The following is a 16177-nucleotide window of genomic DNA, read 5'->3' as shown; positions in this document are numbered from 1 at the left end:
GTCGGGCCGCGCGATTCGCCAATCAAACAACGCGGAATGCCTGTCACAGCGTTCCGCGCTAAAAGCGACTGCAAGGAACCGATTATCGGACGAGGAAACCGTAAGTCAGCGGGTCACGCTCGTCCACGATCCAGGTTGCGAAACCGCAAACGTATGCGTTGCCCCGGACCTCGGGGACGACGGCCTTGAAGTCGCCGACGGTCGTCTCACTGAGTACACGCCCCTTGAAGACCGTGCCGATGATGGACTCATTGACGAGCGTCTCGTTGCTCGCCAGTTCGCCGCGCAGATAGAGTTGCGCGACGCGTCCGCCCGTCCCTGAGCCGGTGGGCGAACGGTCCACTTCACGGTCGGCGAACACGCAACAGTTGGCTTGCGTCGAGCCTTCGTGCCGTGGTGCGTTGGCAATGATGGTCCCGTAGATGTGGTTGATTTCCGGGATATCGGGATGCTCAACCGGGTAGGCGTCGTTTGCAGCTTTTTTGACCTCGGCGCCAAACTTGATCAGTTCCTCGACCGAAGACTCCCGGACTGCGAGACCGTGCGGCGCACCGTCCGTATAGAAGTAGAAGGCACCGCCGAAGGCGATGTCACCCTTTACCGTGCCAAACGACGGCGTCTCGACCGTGACATCCCGTTTCCAGATGAACGACGGAACGTTGACGAAGCGTACGTTGCCGGCGTGTTCACCATCCCATTGCACGAACGCCTCGATGAAGCCACATGGAGCGTCGATGCCGATTCGCGTCTCGGGAATCTGGCGCTGAACCCAGCCCAACTCGACCGCCGCGGTAGACAGCGCGATAACGCCGTGTCCGCAGTGGTCGCTATAACCCTCGTTGTGGACGAAGATGATTCCGAAGTCTGCCGTGGGACTAACGGGTTGGGTCAGGTATCCGCCGTACATGTCAGCATGACCGCGTGGTTCGAACATTAGCGCGGTACGAATTTCGTCGGCGTTCTCCTTCAGCCACGCTCGACGCTTGACGATGGTGTCACCGGGAAGACGAGGAAGCCCGCTCGTCACGATACGGAACGCTTCGCCGCCGGTATGGACCTCGACTGTCGAAATAGTGCGAGTGATTTTCATGTGTGCGTTGGGGGTTATTCGATTGAACGTCACTGCCCGTACGGCACCGGAAGGCCGTTTCTGATCACATAGACGGTCGTGGGCGCGCCCTTCAGATCGCCGTTTTCATCGAAAGAGTAGGTGCCTGCCACGCCCTTATAGTTGGTCTTTGCCAACTGGGCGGTGAGCTTTGCCTTGTCGGTCGTGGTTCCCGCTTTGACCATCGCATCGGCCAGCAGTTTTACGCCGTCGTAGTAGCTGACCGCATAAACCTGCGTGTCGGTGTTGAACGCGGCCTTGTATTTCTGCAGAAACTCACGGCCGGCTGGGGTCTTGTCGAGCGCGATGCCGCCCTGGGCGCAATACACGATAGAGGCCGCGTCACCGGCAACCCTGCCCATGTCGGCCGAGCAAATGCCATCACCGCCAAGCAGCTTGGCTCGCAGTCCGCGTGCGCGCATCTGCCTGGCCATCGGCGCGCCTTGAGCAGCGTATCCGCCGAAGAAGACGACATCCGGATTTTTGGCCTTGATGCTGGTGAGAATCCCGAGGAAGTCAGTCGCCGACGAGTTCGTGAACTGTTGGTCCACGATTTGAATTCCATTTGCCTTCGCCTCTTTGACGAACTGCTCGGCCACACCTTGCCCATATGCCGTGCGGTCGTCGATCACCGCGGCGGTCTTGGCCTTCAATGTTTTGGCCGCAAACTGACCCATCGTTCCGCCTAGCTGCTCGTCACTCGCGCCGATACGGAAGATGTTCCTGAAGCCTTGCTTCGTCAGCGCCGGATTGGAGGCAACCGGCAGCATCGGTACCCCGCCGGTGTTATAGACGCGCGATGCCGGAATAGCCACACCTGAGTTGTACGGGCCGAGGACAGCAATCACGCCGCTGTCGACGAGTTTCTGCGCGACCTGAACGCCAACCTTCGGATTTGCCTGGTCGTCCTCGGAGTCCAGTTTGAAAGTGACCTTCTGGCCAGCGACCGTGACACCGCTCTAGTTGAGTTCATCGATAGCAAGGCGGGCGCCGTTCTCGTTGTCCTTTCCGTTCGGCGCCTGGGGGCCCGTAAGCGGAGCCGAGTGACCGAGGGTGACAACCGATTGAGCATTGGCGGATGCGGTGATGCCGGCGGCTGTTAAGACAGCCATTGTTAGGACGAGGTGGCGCATATAGTCTCCAGGTATTGGACCCGTGTTTGACCAGATTAGCTCCGCTTCGGCATGGGTTCAACCTTTGAGCACGCCATCCGACAGGAGGAGTCGTGAAACTGACCGATTTCGATACACTGACTTTTGACTGCTACGGCACCTTGATCGACTGGGAGAGTGGCATCCTTGAAGGCCTGAGGCCTCTGCTGGAGCGAGCCAGGACACCGCTCACGCGTGACCAGGTTCTCGAAGCGCACGCTCGCCACGAGTCGTCGCAGCAGAACTTCACCCCTGCGAAGCGCTATCAGGAACTGCTTCCCATCGTATATAAGCGCATGGCTGAAGAGTGGGGCCTGCCCTATACACACGAAGAATGCGTGGCGTACGGCCAGTCGATCAGAAACTGGCCGGCATTCGCCGATTCCGCGGTCGCGCTGCAATATCTGAAGAAGCACTACAAGCTGGTCATCCTCTCGAACATCGACAACGAAAGTTTCACCTTCAGCAACGCCAGGCTGCAGGTTGAGTTCGACGCCGTCATCACAGCGGAGGACGTCGGGTCCTACAAGCCGTCGCCGCGCAACTTCGAGTACATGCTTCAGAAGCTCGATCAGCGCGGCATCAAGAAGGAAAAAATCCTTCACACGGCAGAAAGCCTCTTCCATGACCACAAGGCCGCAAACGAGTTCGGCCTGGCATCGTGCTGAATTTACCGCCGTCATTCGCAGCCGGGCTTTGGCGCGACGATGAACCCGGGCTCGCAGCCTGACATCGACTTCCGCTTCGACAGCATGGCGGACTTCGTCGACGCGCATCGGGAAGCGCTGGTGAACTGAGCATCTTCGCGCCGTTGAAACGCGCCTGCCCGGTGGTAACATTTGTTGTCATCTCTCACTCCGGCGCCGACCCACCTCACCATGCCAGACAGCTTCGATCAGCTCGTCGCCCTGATTCGGGCGCGCTTTCCCGAACTGAGCCCGCAGTTCCAGATGGGAGCGGGCTTCCTGCTCGATCATCCCGACGAGGTCGCGGTGTCGTCGATGCGCAAGGTGGCCGAGCGCGCGCAGGTGCAGCCCGCGTCGCTGGTGCGGCTGTCGCAGCAACTGGGGTTTCCCGGCTGGAACGAATTGCGCGATCTGTTCGTCGCGCGCGTGCGCACGCGGCCCGAGCCGTTGACGAGCCGGGCGCGCTCGATGGTCAAATCGAAAGATGCGCTCGCGAACGATCTTCTCGTCGCGCAGCAGCACAATCTCGAAACGACCGCCGCGCATAACGGCCGCGTGATCGTCGAGGCCGCGCGCGTGTTGCGGCGTGCGTCGCACGTGCACGTGGCGGGCTTCCGCTCGTGTTACGCGGTGGCGTTCGGTCTCGTCTATGGCTACCGGCTGTTTCGTCCGTCGGTGTCGCTGCTCAACGGCGAGGCCGGCACGCTCGAAATGCAACTGCGCACGATCGAGCGCGACAGCGCGACCATCGTCATCAGCTTCGCGCCGTATTCGGTCGAAGCCGCGCGCGTCGCCGAGGCCGCGCTCGACAAAGGCAGCAAACTGATCGCCATCACCGACAGCGCCGTGTCGCCGATCGCGTTGAACGCCGACAAGGTACTGATCTTCTCGCACGAAAGCCCGTCGTTCTTTCCGTCGCTGGTGGCCGCCACCGCGATCGCCGAAGCGCTGGTCGCGCATTTGCTCGCGCTCGAAGGCGCGGATGCGCTCGAGCAGCTTGCGCTCGCCGAACAATCGTTGCATGCGAAGGGCGCGTACGTGCCTTGAGCGATTGCGTGAGGCACGGCGCGCTCCACTCGATATCGTTCAAGGCATTTGACAACAAATGTTGTATTGGCGTATAAATACGTACCGATTGTTGAATATGGTGCGACCCGTGGCGTCGATGCAGGAATTCAGTGTTTTTCAGGTCAGCGGCGAGCCGTACGACATCGGCTACCGGCTCGGCGAAATCGCGCTCGCCGCGGTCGGCCCGCTGCAACCGGCGGCCCTGCTCGACGTACTGCACGATCGCGCGCCGTCGGGCTTGCCGATCTATCGCGACGATCCTCACGATCCCGACGACGAAAACACCCTCGCCACCGCGCTGTTCGAAATCGGCAACGCTGGTGTGTCGATGAAAGCGTATCGCCAGAGGCAATGCGCGTTCGACACTTTCGTCGCATGCGCGACGCCCGAACCGGCCCGCGTTTCAGCGCCCGCCGCCCTCACCAGGAACTGAACATCATGTCCACCGTTTTTCATCGCTCTCCGAAGCAATCCTTGCCGGTGGCCGTCGCGGGCGACGGCATCGAAATCATCGACTCCACGGGCAAGCGTTATATCGACGCGTCGGGCGGCGCAGCCGTGTCGTGCCTCGGTCACAGCAACCAGCGCGTGATCGACGCGATCAAGCGGCAAGCCCAACGGTTGCCGTACGCGCACACGTCGTTCTTCACGACGGAGCCGGCCGAGCAACTGGCCGACCGGCTCGTCGCGAGCGCGCCGGCCGGACTCGAGCACGTGTACTTCGTGTCGGGTGGCTCGGAGGCGATCGAGGCGGCGCTCAAGCTCGCGCGTCAGTATTTCGTCGAGAAGGGCGAGACGCAGCGGCGCCATTTCATCGCGCGTCGGCAGAGCTATCACGGCAACACCCTCGGCGCACTCGCGATCGGCGGCAATGCATGGCGCCGCGAGCCGTTCCTGCCGATCCTGATCGAAGCGCATCACGTGAGCCCGTGCTACGCATATCGCGAGCAGCGCGCGGACGAAACCGAAGAAGCGTTCGCTCAGCGTCTCGCCGATGAACTCGAGCAGAAGATCCTCGCGCTCGGTGCGGACACGGTCGCGGCGTTCGTCGCGGAAACGGTGGTCGGCGCCACGGCGGGCGCGGTGCCGCCGGTGCGCGAATACTTCCGCAAGATCCGCGCGGTGTGCGACCGCTACGGCGTGCTGCTGATTCTCGACGAGATCATGTCGGGCATGGGCCGCACCGGCTATCTGTACGCGTGCGACGAAGACGGGGTGGCGCCCGATATGCTGACCATCGCCAAGGGCCTTGGCGCGGGTTATCAGGCGATCGGCGCGACGCTGGTCAGCGACCGCATCTATCAGACCATCGTCGGCGGCTCCGGCTTCTTCCAGCATGGCCATACCTATATCGGCCATGCGACCGCGTGCGCGGCCGCGCTCGAAGTGCAGCGCGTGATCGCGGAAGACGATCTGCTGGCGAACGTGCAGGCGCGCGGCGAGCAGTTGCGCGGCCGGCTGCGCGAGCACTATGCGCAACATGCGCATATCGGCGACGTGCGCGGGCGCGGCTTGTTCGTCGGCGTCGAACTCGTCAAGGATCGCGTTACCAAAGAGCCGTTCGACGCCAAACTGAAACTGCACGCGACGATCAAACGCGAAGCGTTCGCGCGCGGCCTGATGGTGTATCCGATGGGCGGGACCGTCGACGGCAAGAGCGGCGACCACGTGCTGCTCGCGCCGCCGTTCATCTGCACGGAGCGCGACATCGACGAGATCGTCAGCCGCCTCAGCGATGCGATCGGCGCGTCGCTCGCCGCCCGCTGAGATTCGACCCACCGCCTTTTGCGAGAACGATGATGACCGAGCGCTTGCCTCACTTCGACATGTCCACTGCCACGCCCGAACAGAAGGCGGTGCTCGACGAAATCCTGTCCGGCCCGCGCGGCAACCTGAATGGGCCGTTCCTCGGCTGGATTCACAGCCCCGATCTCGCGCAGCACGCGCAACGCCTCGGCGCGTTTTGCCGCTACCAGACCGGGCTGCCGCTGCGGCTGTCGGAACTCGCGATTCTGGTGACCGCTTCGCGCTGGCAGGCCCAGGCGGAGTGGTACATCCACTATCCGATCGCGCTGCAGGCGGGCGTCGGCGAAGCGGACGCCGAGGCGATCCGCCAGGGGCGCCGCCCCGAGTTCGCCGATGCCGACGACGCGCTGATCTACGACTTCGCGAGCGAACTGTACGAGACGAAGCGCGTGACGGCCGCGACGTATGCGCAGGCGGTCGGGCGTTTCGGGCATCAGGTCGTGATCAACCTGGTCGGCCTGCTCGGCTACTACGCGCTGGTCGCGATGACGCTGAACGTGTTCGACATGCGCGCATTGGGGCAGCAAAGCCTGCCGTTTCCCGAATAGCGCTTTTGCCAACGAGCGGCTGCGCAGCAGCGCCGCGCGCGCCAACGAAAAGCCCCGGTTGCCGAACTTCGCAACCGGGGCTTTTTACTGCGCGCTGCATTAACGACTTGCGCGCTCAGTTACCACGCTCAGTTACCACGCTCAGTTACCACGCTCAGTTACCACGCTCAGTTACCGCGATACGTCGAAAAGAGACGTTGCTGCACCGTCGCCGGCGCGCCCGCGTCCGACGAACTGGCCTTCGCGCCGCCGACGTCTTGCGAACCTTGCGCCGAAGCGGTGACGATCGTCGAGTCCTGGGGCACGGCCTTCGGATAGGTGGTGTCGTTCTGGTTCAGGAGGCCTGCTTTTTGCGCGGCTACGAGTTCGGCGCGCACCTGAGCGCGCGTGACCGGACCGTTTGCCTGCTGGGCGAACGACAGTGCCGGAACGATAAGAGCGGATGCGACGACGACTGCGGAAAGAAGCGATTTCATGACGACCTCCAATTGATTGTGTGGTGGATCGGTGTGAACCGCGTTCCCCGATCCGTTGAACGCAGTCTATTTCTTACGAGGTCAGCAAAAAAGCGGCTTTCTGGCGAAATATTGTTGCCAGTTTTGAAATAGTGAAAAAGGCGCTTTTCCGCGCCGGGACGCGGAAGCGCCTATGATGAAATCCGGTCCACGCCCGCGCCTGCAAGCCGCGCGGCACCTGCGACCGATGCCCAGGCGCGGACACATCCGGGCGGACCGCCGCGGCGGGCATCATCTTTGGTCGAGCAGCGTGCGCGGCAAGGCACAAACAGGAGAGAGCAATGAAGCGCAAGGCATCGGCAGTCTGGCAAGGCGGTCTGCAGAACGGCAAGGGCTCGATTTCCACCGACAGCGGCGTCCTGAAGGACACCCAGTACTCGTTCGCGACGCGCTTCGCGGACGGCATCGGCACGAATCCGGAAGAGCTGATCGCGGCTGCGCATGCGGGATGTTTCTCGATGGCGTTGTCGGCGGAGCTGGGCAAGGCCAACATCACGCCGGAGCGCATCGGCACCACGGCCACCGTCACGCTCGACAAGGATGGCGGCGGCTTCGCGATCACCGCAGTGCATCTCGACGTGACCGTGAAGATTCCGGGCGGAGACAAGGCCGCGTTCGACAAAGCCACCGCGGACGCGAAGGCCGGGTGCCCAGTGTCGAAGGTGCTGAATGCGACGATTACGATGGATGCGAAGCTCGAGACCTGAGCCCCTGCTGTCACTGTGAGCGCGCAACGAAGCCGGCGACGGGCCATGTCCGCCGCCGGTTTTTTGATGCCGGTTGTCGAATGAACGGATGACCCCGACGCGAGTAGGCCTACGGAATGCCATCCTTGATTTATTGAACATCCAGTCATAATATCAACGGACCGACGCAACCAGGCAACAAGGTCATCGCAATTGAGTCATTCAAAGCAAGCCGCGAAAAAAGCCGGCGAAACATGTCAGCGCGGCCGTCCGCGCGAGTTCGACACGGCCACCGTGCTGGCGAACGCGAGCCAGGTGTTCTGGGATCACGGCTACCACGCGACGTCGATCGACGATCTGTGCAAGGCCACCGGCCTGCTGCGCGGCAGCCTGTACGGCGTATTCGGCGACAAGCACGGCATCATGCTCGCCGCGCTGGATCATTACTCGGAAGGCGCGGTCGCGCGGCTTGCGCAGCGACTGAGCGCGACGGCCGAACCGGAGCAGGCGCTGCGCGACGCGCTGCTGCACTACGCGAGGGTGTCCTGCGCATTGAGCGGCCGGCGCAGCTGTTTCATTACGAATACGACGCTCGAAATGCAGCCCGATGACGAAGTGCTGCGCGCGCGCGTCGCCGCGATTCAGCGCCGCATGGCGACTTTGCTCGCTGCGGCGGTGATCCGCGGTCAGGCGAGCGGCGCATTCGATTCGACGCTCGACGAAAAAGCCGTCGGCGATTTCCTGCTATGCGTGATGCAGGGCTTGCGGGTCATGGGGCGGGTCGCGCATCAGCAAGATGCGCTGATCGGTATCGTCGATGTGGCGATGCGCGCGCTGGTGTAACACCTCGTTCGCGAGCAGTGGCGCAAAAATTTTTTAACCATTTTTTGAACGATCGGTCATGAAACCTGAGGCAATCAAGTCCGCTCCGGCGGCATTCGGTGGGTCCGTCAGCTGCGCGGCGAGCGCAGCCGTGACCGGTCCCGGCCCGGCGATGGCCGGCATGGCTGTCGCCGCCAAAGCGTCGGCGCCCGGCTTTCAGCGCCAGGCGCTCGCGCTCGCCGTGCTGTTCGTCGGCGCCTTTCTCGCGCCGCTCGATTACTTCATCGTCAATCTGGCGCTGCCGTCGATTCACACGGGCCTCAACGCGAGCGACGCGCAACTGCAACTCGTCGTGTCGGCTTATGCGTCCGCCTACGCGGTGCTGCTGATCACGGGGGGCCGTCTTGGCGATCTGTTCGGCCGCCGTCGCATGTTCATGACGGGCATGGCGGCTTTCGTGATCGCGTCGGCGTTGTGCGGCTTCGCGACGAGCGGCCACATGCTCGTGATCTCGCGCATCGTGCAAGGCATCGCGGCCGCGGTGATGGCGCCGCAAGTGCTCGCGACGATTCGTGCGGTCGTGCCGTTGCATCAGCAGACGCGCGTGATGAGTCTGTATGGCTTCGTGTTCGGCTTGTCGTCGATCGTCGGGCAACTCGGCGGCGGCGCGCTGATCACGTATCACCCGTTCGGGCTCGACTGGCGCGTGATCTTCCTGATCAACATCCCGATCGGCATCGCGGCGTTCATCGGCACATGGAAGTTCGTGCCGGAGAACCAGCCGGCCACGCATACCGGCGTCGATCTGAAGGGCGTCGCGCTGCTGTCGGCGGTGCTGCTGCTCGTCATCTATCCGATGACGCATGGCCGTGAAGCCGGCTGGCCCGCGTGGACCTTCGCCATGTTCGCACTCGCGGTGCCGGTGTTCGCGCTGTTCGTCGCGACCGAGCGGCGCGTCGAGCGCGCTGGCGGGCATCCGCTCGTCGATCTGCAACTGTTCCGCAATCGCGCGTTCGCGCTCGGTCTCGTGCTCGCGTTTCTGTTCTATTGCAATAGCGCGTTCTTCCTGACCTACGGCATCTTTCTGCAAACCGGCCTGCACTGGACGCCGCTCGCGTCGGGCATCGCGATCATGCCGTTCGCGTTCGGCTTCGTGATCGGGCCGTTGACGTCGCCGGCCGTGGTCAAGCGCATCGGCGCCCATGTGCTGACGCTCGGTTTCTCGATGATGACGCTGGGCTTCACGGTGACCGGTTGGTCCGCGACCCAATCCGCGACGCCCGATCTGCTGTTCTACTGCGGGCTAGTGTGCGCGGGCGTCGGACATGGTCTGCTGTTGCCGTCGATCATGCGCATCGTGCTGCAGGAGGTGGTGCCGGAGAAGGCCGGGCTTGCATCGGGTGTGGTCTCGTCGACTTTGCAGATCGGCTCCGCGTTCGGCATCGCGGCGATCAGCGGCGCGTTCTTCGGGGCGCTCGGCGGCAGTTCGACACCCGCCTCTTATGCGCACGCGTTCCAGCTGAGCCTCGCTATCAATGCCGTGCTGATGTTCGTGTGTATCGGCCTTAGCGTGCTGCTGGTGCGTCATCAGCAAGGCGTGCGGCGCCCGGTCGCCCCGGCAGTTTGAAGTTAATCCGCTGGTAATCGCTTTCATTTGTTAGCTTGCTGAAAAAACCGTTCAATTTGAACGAAGCGGTATAACGAACTGCATGGTATTTACCGGCGATCTACTCGTTCACAGGTAACTCTGATTTAGATCAAACTGGCTCATCCGATTAACGGCTCGACGACATCGCGTCAGCTTTTCTAATCAGATGAAACCGACCTCGCATTTTCTACCTGCCTGCAAATGGCCTGCAGTAAGTGTTGCGTTTGTGCGGTAGCGCACATAGGGTTAGCCGCAAGGTGTCGCGATGATTGTTTTCGGTAATGCACGGAACTTTAGCCAGCGAGCATGAACTGCGGGTTCAATGAAAACGGTATCAATAAAAAAGCGCTTGCCGCGTTTAAATTCGATTGTTAATCTGTCTTAACTTTAGAGTGTACGTTCAACAGGTCGGAGTCGATAAAGCCGGGCTCAACTTAATAAACGCTCAAGATAGGGGGACCCAATATGCTGACCGCTACCATTGACGCATTCCAGACAACATCCGCCGCCTTCAATGTGGGCGACGTCGTGAAGTTAAAAGAAGGGGGCCCGCGCATGACCGTGACGTACGCAGGTCCGGTCGCGCTGAATCCCGGCGACTGGGTGATCTGCGAGTGGTTCGACGAACACGGCGAACTGCGCCACGAAAGCTTTGCGGCGCAAGCCGTGCGGGCGGAGCCGCGCTCCATTCCGGCGGGCTCGGTACAGTGGAGTCGCATCGGGCGCGCGGCCTGAGTGACGCCCCTGAGTGACGCCCGTGCACGTCAATCAATCGGTTTCCTGTTGTTCGTTTGTTGCTCGTCTTGCTCGAGCCGCCCGAATCGTTTCAGCGCTCGGGCCGGTCGCGCGCGGCCTCGCGTCGCCGCACGCGCAGCGTCAGCGCCGATGAAAACGCGCGCAAGGTCGACACCTTGCGTGTCTCCACGACGTCCCGCGCGAGGCTCTCCGCCGGATTCGGCTGTAGCGCCCAATACAGCGCGAGCACCCAGCCGAGTATGGTCCAGCCGAGGCAGGCATTGAAGAGCGCGAGCGTCAGCACGTCGCGGCGCTTGCGCCGGTCCGCGATGATCGCCGGCAGAAAATACAAGGCCAGCGCGAACGTCGCGCCGATGGCCTGAACGGCCACGTTGCCACCCATACAAGCTCCTGATGCGCGATGCATGTAGCGATTGTCGCGCGAATGGCGGCCGCGCGCCTCGCACCTGCGCGTTCCAGTCTCCACCCCAATCACCGCAAGGGGTTCAGCCCGACACGCATCGGGACTATCATGATCGTTTCGACCGAACAGTACTTCACGGACCCGATCATGATCACCGACGACACGACCCAGCAGGCTCAACTCAACCCGGACACGCTACGAGAATTCGTCGAGCGCAAGTGGAACGACGAGATCGTGCCCGCGCTGACGGACTACATCGCGGTGCCGGCCAAGAGTCCGGCGTTCGATCCCGACTGGGCGAAACACGGTTATCTGGAGCGCGTGATCACCGACGCGGCGCAATGGGCCGAGCAGCAACCGGTGCGCGGCCTGAAGCTCGAGGTGGTCCGCCTGCCGGGCCGCACGCCGGTGATCTTCTTCGAGACGGCCGCGACGCGCTCGGGCAGCGACGAAACCGTCGTGCTCTATGGCCACCTCGACAAGCAGCCCGAGTTCGATGGCTGGCGCAACGACCTCGGTCCGTGGACGCCGAAGTTCGAAGACGGCAAGCTCTACGGCCGCGGCGGCGCGGACGACGGCTACGCGATCTATGCGAGCCTGACGGCGCTCGCCGCGCTCGATGCACAGGGTGTCGAACGTCCGCGCTGCGTCGGGCTGATCGAAACCTGCGAGGAGTCGGGTAGCTACGATCTGCTGCCCTACGTCGATGCGCTGCGCGAGCGGCTCGGCAACGTCGGGCTGGTCGTGTGTCTCGACTCGGGCGCGGGCAATTACGATCAGCTGTGGCTGACTACGTCGCTGCGCGGCCTCGTCGGCGGCGATCTCGAAGTGCAGGTGCTCGACGAAGGGATCCACTCGGGCGTCTACGGCGGCATCGTGCCGTCGAGCTTCCGCATCATGCGGCAGCTGTTCGACCGTCTCGAAGACTCCGCGAACGGCACGCTGCTGCCGAAGGGCTTCCACTGCACGGTGCCGGCCGATCGTCTGCGCGAAGCGGAGGCCGCCGCAAGGATTCTCGGCGATGACGTCTGGAAGAAGATGCCGTGGGCGTGCGGCCAGGACGGCCGTCAGGTGCTGCCCACCACGACCGATCCGCGCGAGGCGCTGCTCAATTCGACGTGGCGTCCGTCGCTGTCGGTGACGGGCGCGGCTGGCTTGCCCGCGCTCGCCGACGCCGGCAACGTGCTGCGTCCGCGCACGGCGTTCAAGCTGTCGCTGCGGCTGCCGCCGACCATCGAAGCGGAGAAGGCGGTCGCCGAACTGAAGGCGCTGCTCGAATTCGATCCGCCGTACAACGCGAAGGTCACGTTCAAGCCGGATGCGGGCGCGGCGAGCGGCTGGAACGCACCGGAGGTCGCGCCGTGGCTCGCCACCGCGCTCAACGATGCGTCGCGTCAGCACTTCGGCGCCGACGCGGCCTACATGGGTCTCGGCGGCACGATCCCGTTGATGAACGTGCTGAAGGCGGGCTTCCCGAAGTCGCAGTTCATGGTGTGCGGCGTGCTCGGGCCGAAGTCGAACGCACATGGGCCGAACGAGTTCCTGCACGTGCCGTACGGCAAGAAGCTGACGGCCGCGGTTGCCGAAGTGATTGCCGCGGCGCCGTGAGTTCTGGTTTCGTTTGAGTGGGGCTCGGGCGTGACCCGGGCCCGCTGTTTATCGATGCTGCTTTGATGCAGCTGTTTTTCCCGCCGTTTCATTCCTTCCGTTCGAACCTCACCGACACGCTGAATGACCGACTCCCGGACTGCCCAAACCACCACGCCCCGGATTCCGGCCGATCAACTGCATGCCTACGTCAGGGCGATCTGGGAGCGAGCGGGCAGTACGCCGCGCGAAGCGGAGCTGGTGGCCGATCATCTGGTGGCCGCGAATCTGACCGGGCACGACTCGCACGGCGTCGGCATGATCCCGCGCTATGTCGAATCGCTCGCCGACCAGCAACTGCAACTGAATCGACACGCCGACGTCGTGAAGGACGCGGGCGCGGTATTGACCGTCGAAGGCGGCAAGGGCTTCGGTCAGGTGATCGCGTTCGAGGCGATGGAGCGGGGCATCGAGCGCGCGCGGCGGCTCGGCGTCTGCGCGGTCGGCTTGCGCGGCGCGCATCATATCGGCCGCATCGGGCATTGGGCCGAGCAGTGCGCGCGCGCCGGGCTGGTGTCGTTTCACTTCGTCAACGTGGCGGGCGATCCGCTCGTCGCGCCATTCGGCGGCGCGGACCGGCGCATCGGCACGAATCCGTTCTGCGCCGCTTATCCGCGGCCCGGCAAACCGCCGCTGGTGCTCGACTTCGCGACCAGCACGATCGCGTTCGGCAAGACGCGCGTCGCTTATAACCAGGGCAAGCACACGCCACCCGGCGCGCTGATCGATCACGAAGGCATGCCGACGCTCGAACCGAAAGTGATGCACGAAGCGCCGTTCGGCGCGCTGACGCCGTTCGGCGGCTACAAGGGTTTCGGGCTCGCGGCGATCTGCGAGATTTTCGGCGGCGCGCTGTCGGGCGGCTTCACGACGCATGCGGACACGCTCGGTACCACGCACGCGATCATCAACTGCATGCTATCGGTGATCATCGATCCCACCGCATTCGACGCGCCCGATGCGCAAGCCGAAGCCGATGCGTTCCTCGCGTGGGTGAAGGCGTCGCCGCTCACGGCGGGCGCGGAGCGCATCTACGAACCCGGCGAGCCCGAGCGCGTGACGCGCGCGCAGCGCGAGGCCGCCGGCATTCCGATCGACGCGGCTACGTGGACGCAAATCCACTGCGCGGCGCGCGCCGTCGGGATGGATGAAGACGAAGTGGGTGGTTGGTCCGCGCGCCTCGGCTGAAGCGCGCGACAGCAGGGCTCAGGCGATCAGCCTGAGCTTGCTGCGCCTATCGAGCAGCCAGCGCTCGAACTCGGTGGCGGGCATCGGCTTCGCGTACAGGAAGCCCTGCACGTAATCGACGCCGAGCCCCTTCATGAAGGCTTCTTCCGCCTCGGTTTCGATCCCTTCGGCGACCACCTGGAAATCGAGCTCCTGCGCGACGGCGACCATCGAGCGCACCAGCGCCTGTGCCTTCATATCCGCGTGGATCGAGCCCGTGAAGCTGCGGTCGAGCTTGATCACGTCGAGCGGAATACGGCCGAGTTGCGACAGCGACGAGTAGCCGGTGCCGAAGTCGTCGAGATGCACCTGCGCGCCGAGTTGGCGGAACTGCTTGATCAGCTCGATCGCGGCCGCTTCGTTTTCGATCAGGCAGCTTTCGGTCAGTTCGAGGTCGACGAGGCATGGATCGAGACTCGCGTGCTGCAATGCCTCGGTGAAATGGCGGACCACGGCTGTATCCGTGAGCTGTCGCGCCGACACGTTGATCGCGACGCGCAGGTCATAGCCGGCCGCTTTCCAGCGGGCCGCCTGTTTCGCTGCGGTTTCCATCACCCAGCGGCCGAGCACGCCGATCAGTCCGGATTCCTCGGCATAACGGATGAATTCCGCCGGCATGATCTGGCCGCGCTCCGGCGAATTCCAGCGCACCAGCGCTTCGGCGCCTTGCACGGCGCCCGTCGCGAGTTTCAGCTTCGGCTGATAGTGCAGCGCCAACTGGCCTTCCTCGAGTCCGCGGCGCAGATTCGTGTCGAGCCACATGAACTCCGCGACGCGGCGATTCATGTCCGGCGAGAACACGCGATGCGTGCGCTTGCCTTCGTCCTTCGCGACGTACATCGCCGTGTCGGCCGAACGGATCAGCGATTCGAGGGTTTCGCCATGTTCGGGCGAACGCGCGATGCCGATCGAGCAGCCGGTATAGACCTCGACGAGCCCGACGGCGAACGGCATGCGCATACGATCGAGAATGCGCTGCGCGGTGTTTTCCAGGTCATGCGCGGAGCCCTTCGCCGCGAGCACGATGAATTCGTCGCCGCCCAGACGCGCGAGCGAGTCGCCCGGATTCAGGCAGTCGCGGATCGCGTCCGACACATCGCAGATCAGGCGGTCGCCGAACACGTGGCCGTAGTGATCGTTGACCTTCTTGAAGTTGTCGAGATCGAGAAACAGGACGCCGACGGTTTCGCCCGGCGCGGCCAGTTCGATCGCGATCTGGATGCGCTCCTGGATCGCGTTGCGATTGGCGAGGCCAGTGAGCGGGTCGGTGGTGGCCTGCTCGATCAGGCGGTCCTGCGCGAGCCGTTGCTCGGTGATGTCGGTGCCCGAGCAGATCAGGAACTGCTCTTCGATGCCGCTGCCGCTGCGCACGAATTTGTTGCGAAACAGGAACAGCCGTTCGCCGTGCACCGTTTTGATGCGCCGTTCGATCTCGTACGGTTCGCCACGATTGAAAAAGTTCGCGCTGACCTCGTTCGAGACCCCGCCGTCGTCGGACGACATGAACAACGTCCAGACGCTGCGGCCGATGATGTCCTCTTCCCTGAGTCCGGTCAGCTCCTCGGCGAGCCGGTTGAAGCGCTGTATCCGGCCGTTCCGGTCGACGATCACGACGACCGAATTGACCTCCGAGACGACCTGTTCAGCGAACGACAGACCGTGCAGCAGCGCTCGCGCGACGGATTCGGTGTCGCCATCGGCCGACGCGGTGCCGCCCCAGCGATGACAATCGAGTTTCTTGCCGACCAGATGCAGCCGCAGCGGCGCGGCGTCCAACTGAACGTCGACGACGACGTGGGAGGTCACGCCGCTCAGCGCGCGGACTAGGGAAGCTTGAGAAGAGGTGAGGGAAATGGCGACGCCGACAGCCGCGTGGCCGTGCGCAGGCACGAGTTCCAGCATGTCGCTGGCGGCCGCCAGGCGCCAGCAAGGGCTGCTCGTGCCGAACCGCGCGTGAAGCACCTGGTCGTGTAGCTGGTCGCTCATGAAATCCCCGGAGTGTGCCGGCGGTCCCAATCAAGGCGGGCGGCGGCAGACAGTCTTCCTCATACTAAAGTGAAACTGCCTCATTGTATCTAAGCGTGACAATTCGAGCGAAGAATCATT

General features: G+C 63.4%; 14 protein-coding genes and 2 pseudogenes. 11 read left to right on the top strand and 5 right to left on the bottom strand.

The genetic code is table 11. The features are described from left to right. Window positions 1–82 precede the first annotated feature (82 nt). The gene (gene lhpH / locus OKW30_RS32715; RefSeq protein WP_429348664.1) at window positions 83–1090 is read right to left on the bottom strand and encodes a trans-3-hydroxy-L-proline dehydratase; all 1008 of its coding nucleotides are present in this window, start codon (window positions 1088–1090) and stop codon (window positions 83–85) included. A 29-nt stretch (window positions 1091–1119) separates the two neighbouring features. Continuing rightward, window positions 1120–2241, bottom strand: a pseudogene (locus OKW30_RS32710) (branched-chain amino acid ABC transporter substrate-binding protein). 92 nt (window positions 2242–2333) lie between these two features. On the opposite strand from OKW30_RS32710, the pseudogene OKW30_RS32705 reads away from it, so the two are divergent. The 5 genes and pseudogenes from OKW30_RS32705 to OKW30_RS32685 all read left to right on the top strand — a co-directional run bounded on the left by OKW30_RS32705 (window position 2334) and on the right by OKW30_RS32685 (window position 6367). Beyond that, window positions 2334–3056 (top strand): annotated as a pseudogene (locus OKW30_RS32705) (haloacid dehalogenase type II). 81 nt (window positions 3057–3137) lie between these two features. Continuing rightward, entirely contained in the window at window positions 3138–3992 is an 855-nt protein-coding gene (locus tag OKW30_RS32700; protein WP_187630723.1) for a MurR/RpiR family transcriptional regulator, read from the top strand. Window positions 3993–4089: 97 nt separating this feature from the next. Next, complete coding sequence (locus OKW30_RS32695) at window positions 4090–4446, top strand: hypothetical protein (protein WP_429348663.1); 357 nt, start codon at window positions 4090–4092, stop codon at window positions 4444–4446. A 5-nt stretch (window positions 4447–4451) separates the two neighbouring features. Then, the gene (locus OKW30_RS32690; RefSeq protein ID WP_184059906.1) at window positions 4452–5780 is read left to right on the top strand and encodes an aspartate aminotransferase family protein; all 1329 of its coding nucleotides are present in this window, start codon (window positions 4452–4454) and stop codon (window positions 5778–5780) included. A gap of 32 nt (window positions 5781–5812) precedes the next feature. Further along, the gene (locus OKW30_RS32685; protein ID WP_184063339.1) at window positions 5813–6367 is read left to right on the top strand and encodes a carboxymuconolactone decarboxylase family protein; all 555 of its coding nucleotides are present in this window, start codon (window positions 5813–5815) and stop codon (window positions 6365–6367) included. Between the two features lie 167 nt (window positions 6368–6534). On the opposite strand, the gene OKW30_RS32680 is transcribed toward OKW30_RS32685, so the two are convergent. After that, window positions 6535–6843 carry a DUF4148 domain-containing protein gene (locus tag OKW30_RS32680; protein ID WP_184039690.1) on the bottom strand — a complete coding sequence of 103 codons (309 nt, stop codon included), beginning with the start codon at window positions 6841–6843 and terminating at the stop codon, window positions 6535–6537. Window positions 6844–7163: 320 nt separating this feature from the next. On the opposite strand from OKW30_RS32680, the gene OKW30_RS32675 reads away from it, so the two are divergent. From OKW30_RS32675 to OKW30_RS32660, 4 genes are all read left to right on the top strand, one after another. Continuing rightward, window positions 7164–7589: an OsmC family protein gene (locus OKW30_RS32675; protein ID WP_184039692.1), complete on the top strand. Its 426-nt coding sequence runs from the start codon at window positions 7164–7166 to the stop codon at window positions 7587–7589. A gap of 192 nt (window positions 7590–7781) precedes the next feature. After that, window positions 7782–8411 carry a TetR/AcrR family transcriptional regulator gene (locus OKW30_RS32670; protein ID WP_184062500.1) on the top strand — a complete coding sequence of 210 codons (630 nt, stop codon included), beginning with the start codon at window positions 7782–7784 and terminating at the stop codon, window positions 8409–8411. Between the two features lie 58 nt (window positions 8412–8469). Next, entirely contained in the window at window positions 8470–10017 is a 1548-nt protein-coding gene (locus tag OKW30_RS32665) for an MFS transporter (RefSeq protein ID WP_429348662.1), read from the top strand. Window positions 10018–10503: 486 nt separating this feature from the next. Then, window positions 10504–10773, top strand: a complete 270-nt coding sequence (locus OKW30_RS32660; protein WP_184039698.1) for a YodC family protein — start codon at window positions 10504–10506, stop codon at window positions 10771–10773. 91 nt (window positions 10774–10864) lie between these two features. On the opposite strand, the gene OKW30_RS32655 is transcribed toward OKW30_RS32660, so the two are convergent. Beyond that, a complete protein-coding gene (locus OKW30_RS32655; RefSeq protein WP_187630728.1) occupies window positions 10865–11176 on the bottom strand; it encodes a superinfection immunity protein in 312 nt (103 codons plus the stop codon). Between the two features lie 168 nt (window positions 11177–11344). On the opposite strand from OKW30_RS32655, the gene OKW30_RS32650 reads away from it, so the two are divergent. Together OKW30_RS32650 and OKW30_RS32645 are read left to right on the top strand one after the other, a co-directional pair. Further along, window positions 11345–12805, top strand: a complete 1461-nt coding sequence (locus tag OKW30_RS32650) for a M20 family metallopeptidase (protein ID WP_429349207.1) — start codon at window positions 11345–11347, stop codon at window positions 12803–12805. 123 nt (window positions 12806–12928) lie between these two features. Next, the gene (locus tag OKW30_RS32645; RefSeq protein ID WP_429348661.1) at window positions 12929–14032 is read left to right on the top strand and encodes a malate/lactate/ureidoglycolate dehydrogenase; all 1104 of its coding nucleotides are present in this window, start codon (window positions 12929–12931) and stop codon (window positions 14030–14032) included. Between the two features lie 18 nt (window positions 14033–14050). Here OKW30_RS32645 and pdeR read toward each other — a convergent pair whose 3' ends face one another. After that, complete coding sequence (pdeR, locus tag OKW30_RS32640; protein ID WP_184062492.1) at window positions 14051–16057, bottom strand: cyclic di-GMP phosphodiesterase; 2007 nt, start codon at window positions 16055–16057, stop codon at window positions 14051–14053. Window positions 16058–16177 lie beyond the last annotated feature (120 nt).

This window comes from Paraburkholderia sp. Clong3 (assembly GCF_050436485.1).
Taxonomy (GTDB): domain Bacteria; phylum Pseudomonadota; class Gammaproteobacteria; order Burkholderiales; family Burkholderiaceae; genus Paraburkholderia; species Paraburkholderia tuberum.
The sequence above is the reverse complement of the archived record's forward strand: the minus strand, read 5'-3'. Positions and strand labels throughout refer to the sequence as shown.

Bases quoted from the DNA above. Each gene is read 5' to 3' on its own strand.
- OKW30_RS32690 (WP_184059906.1), top strand. From the start codon at position 4,452: ATGTCCACCGTTTTTCATCGCTCTCCGAAGCAATCCTTGCCGGTGGCC.
- OKW30_RS32695 (WP_429348663.1), top strand. From the start codon at position 4,090: ATGGTGCGACCCGTGGCGTCGATGCAGGAATTCAGTGTTTTTCAGGTC.
- OKW30_RS32650 (WP_429349207.1), top strand. From the start codon at position 11,345: ATGATCACCGACGACACGACCCAGCAGGCTCAACTCAACCCGGACACG.
- OKW30_RS32685 (WP_184063339.1), top strand. From the start codon at position 5,813: ATGACCGAGCGCTTGCCTCACTTCGACATGTCCACTGCCACGCCCGAA.
- OKW30_RS32660 (WP_184039698.1), top strand. From the start codon at position 10,504: ATGCTGACCGCTACCATTGACGCATTCCAGACAACATCCGCCGCCTTC.
- OKW30_RS32645 (WP_429348661.1), top strand. From the start codon at position 12,929: ATGACCGACTCCCGGACTGCCCAAACCACCACGCCCCGGATTCCGGCC.
- OKW30_RS32700 (WP_187630723.1), top strand. From the start codon at position 3,138: ATGCCAGACAGCTTCGATCAGCTCGTCGCCCTGATTCGGGCGCGCTTT.
- pdeR (WP_184062492.1), bottom strand. From the start codon at position 16,057: ATGAGCGACCAGCTACACGACCAGGTGCTTCACGCGCGGTTCGGCACG.
- OKW30_RS32680 (WP_184039690.1), bottom strand. From the start codon at position 6,843: ATGAAATCGCTTCTTTCCGCAGTCGTCGTCGCATCCGCTCTTATCGTT.
- OKW30_RS32655 (WP_187630728.1), bottom strand. From the start codon at position 11,176: ATGGGTGGCAACGTGGCCGTTCAGGCCATCGGCGCGACGTTCGCGCTG.
- OKW30_RS32675 (WP_184039692.1), top strand. From the start codon at position 7,164: ATGAAGCGCAAGGCATCGGCAGTCTGGCAAGGCGGTCTGCAGAACGGC.
- lhpH (WP_429348664.1), bottom strand. From the start codon at position 1,090: ATGAAAATCACTCGCACTATTTCGACAGTCGAGGTCCATACCGGCGGC.
- OKW30_RS32665 (WP_429348662.1), top strand. From the start codon at position 8,470: ATGAAACCTGAGGCAATCAAGTCCGCTCCGGCGGCATTCGGTGGGTCC.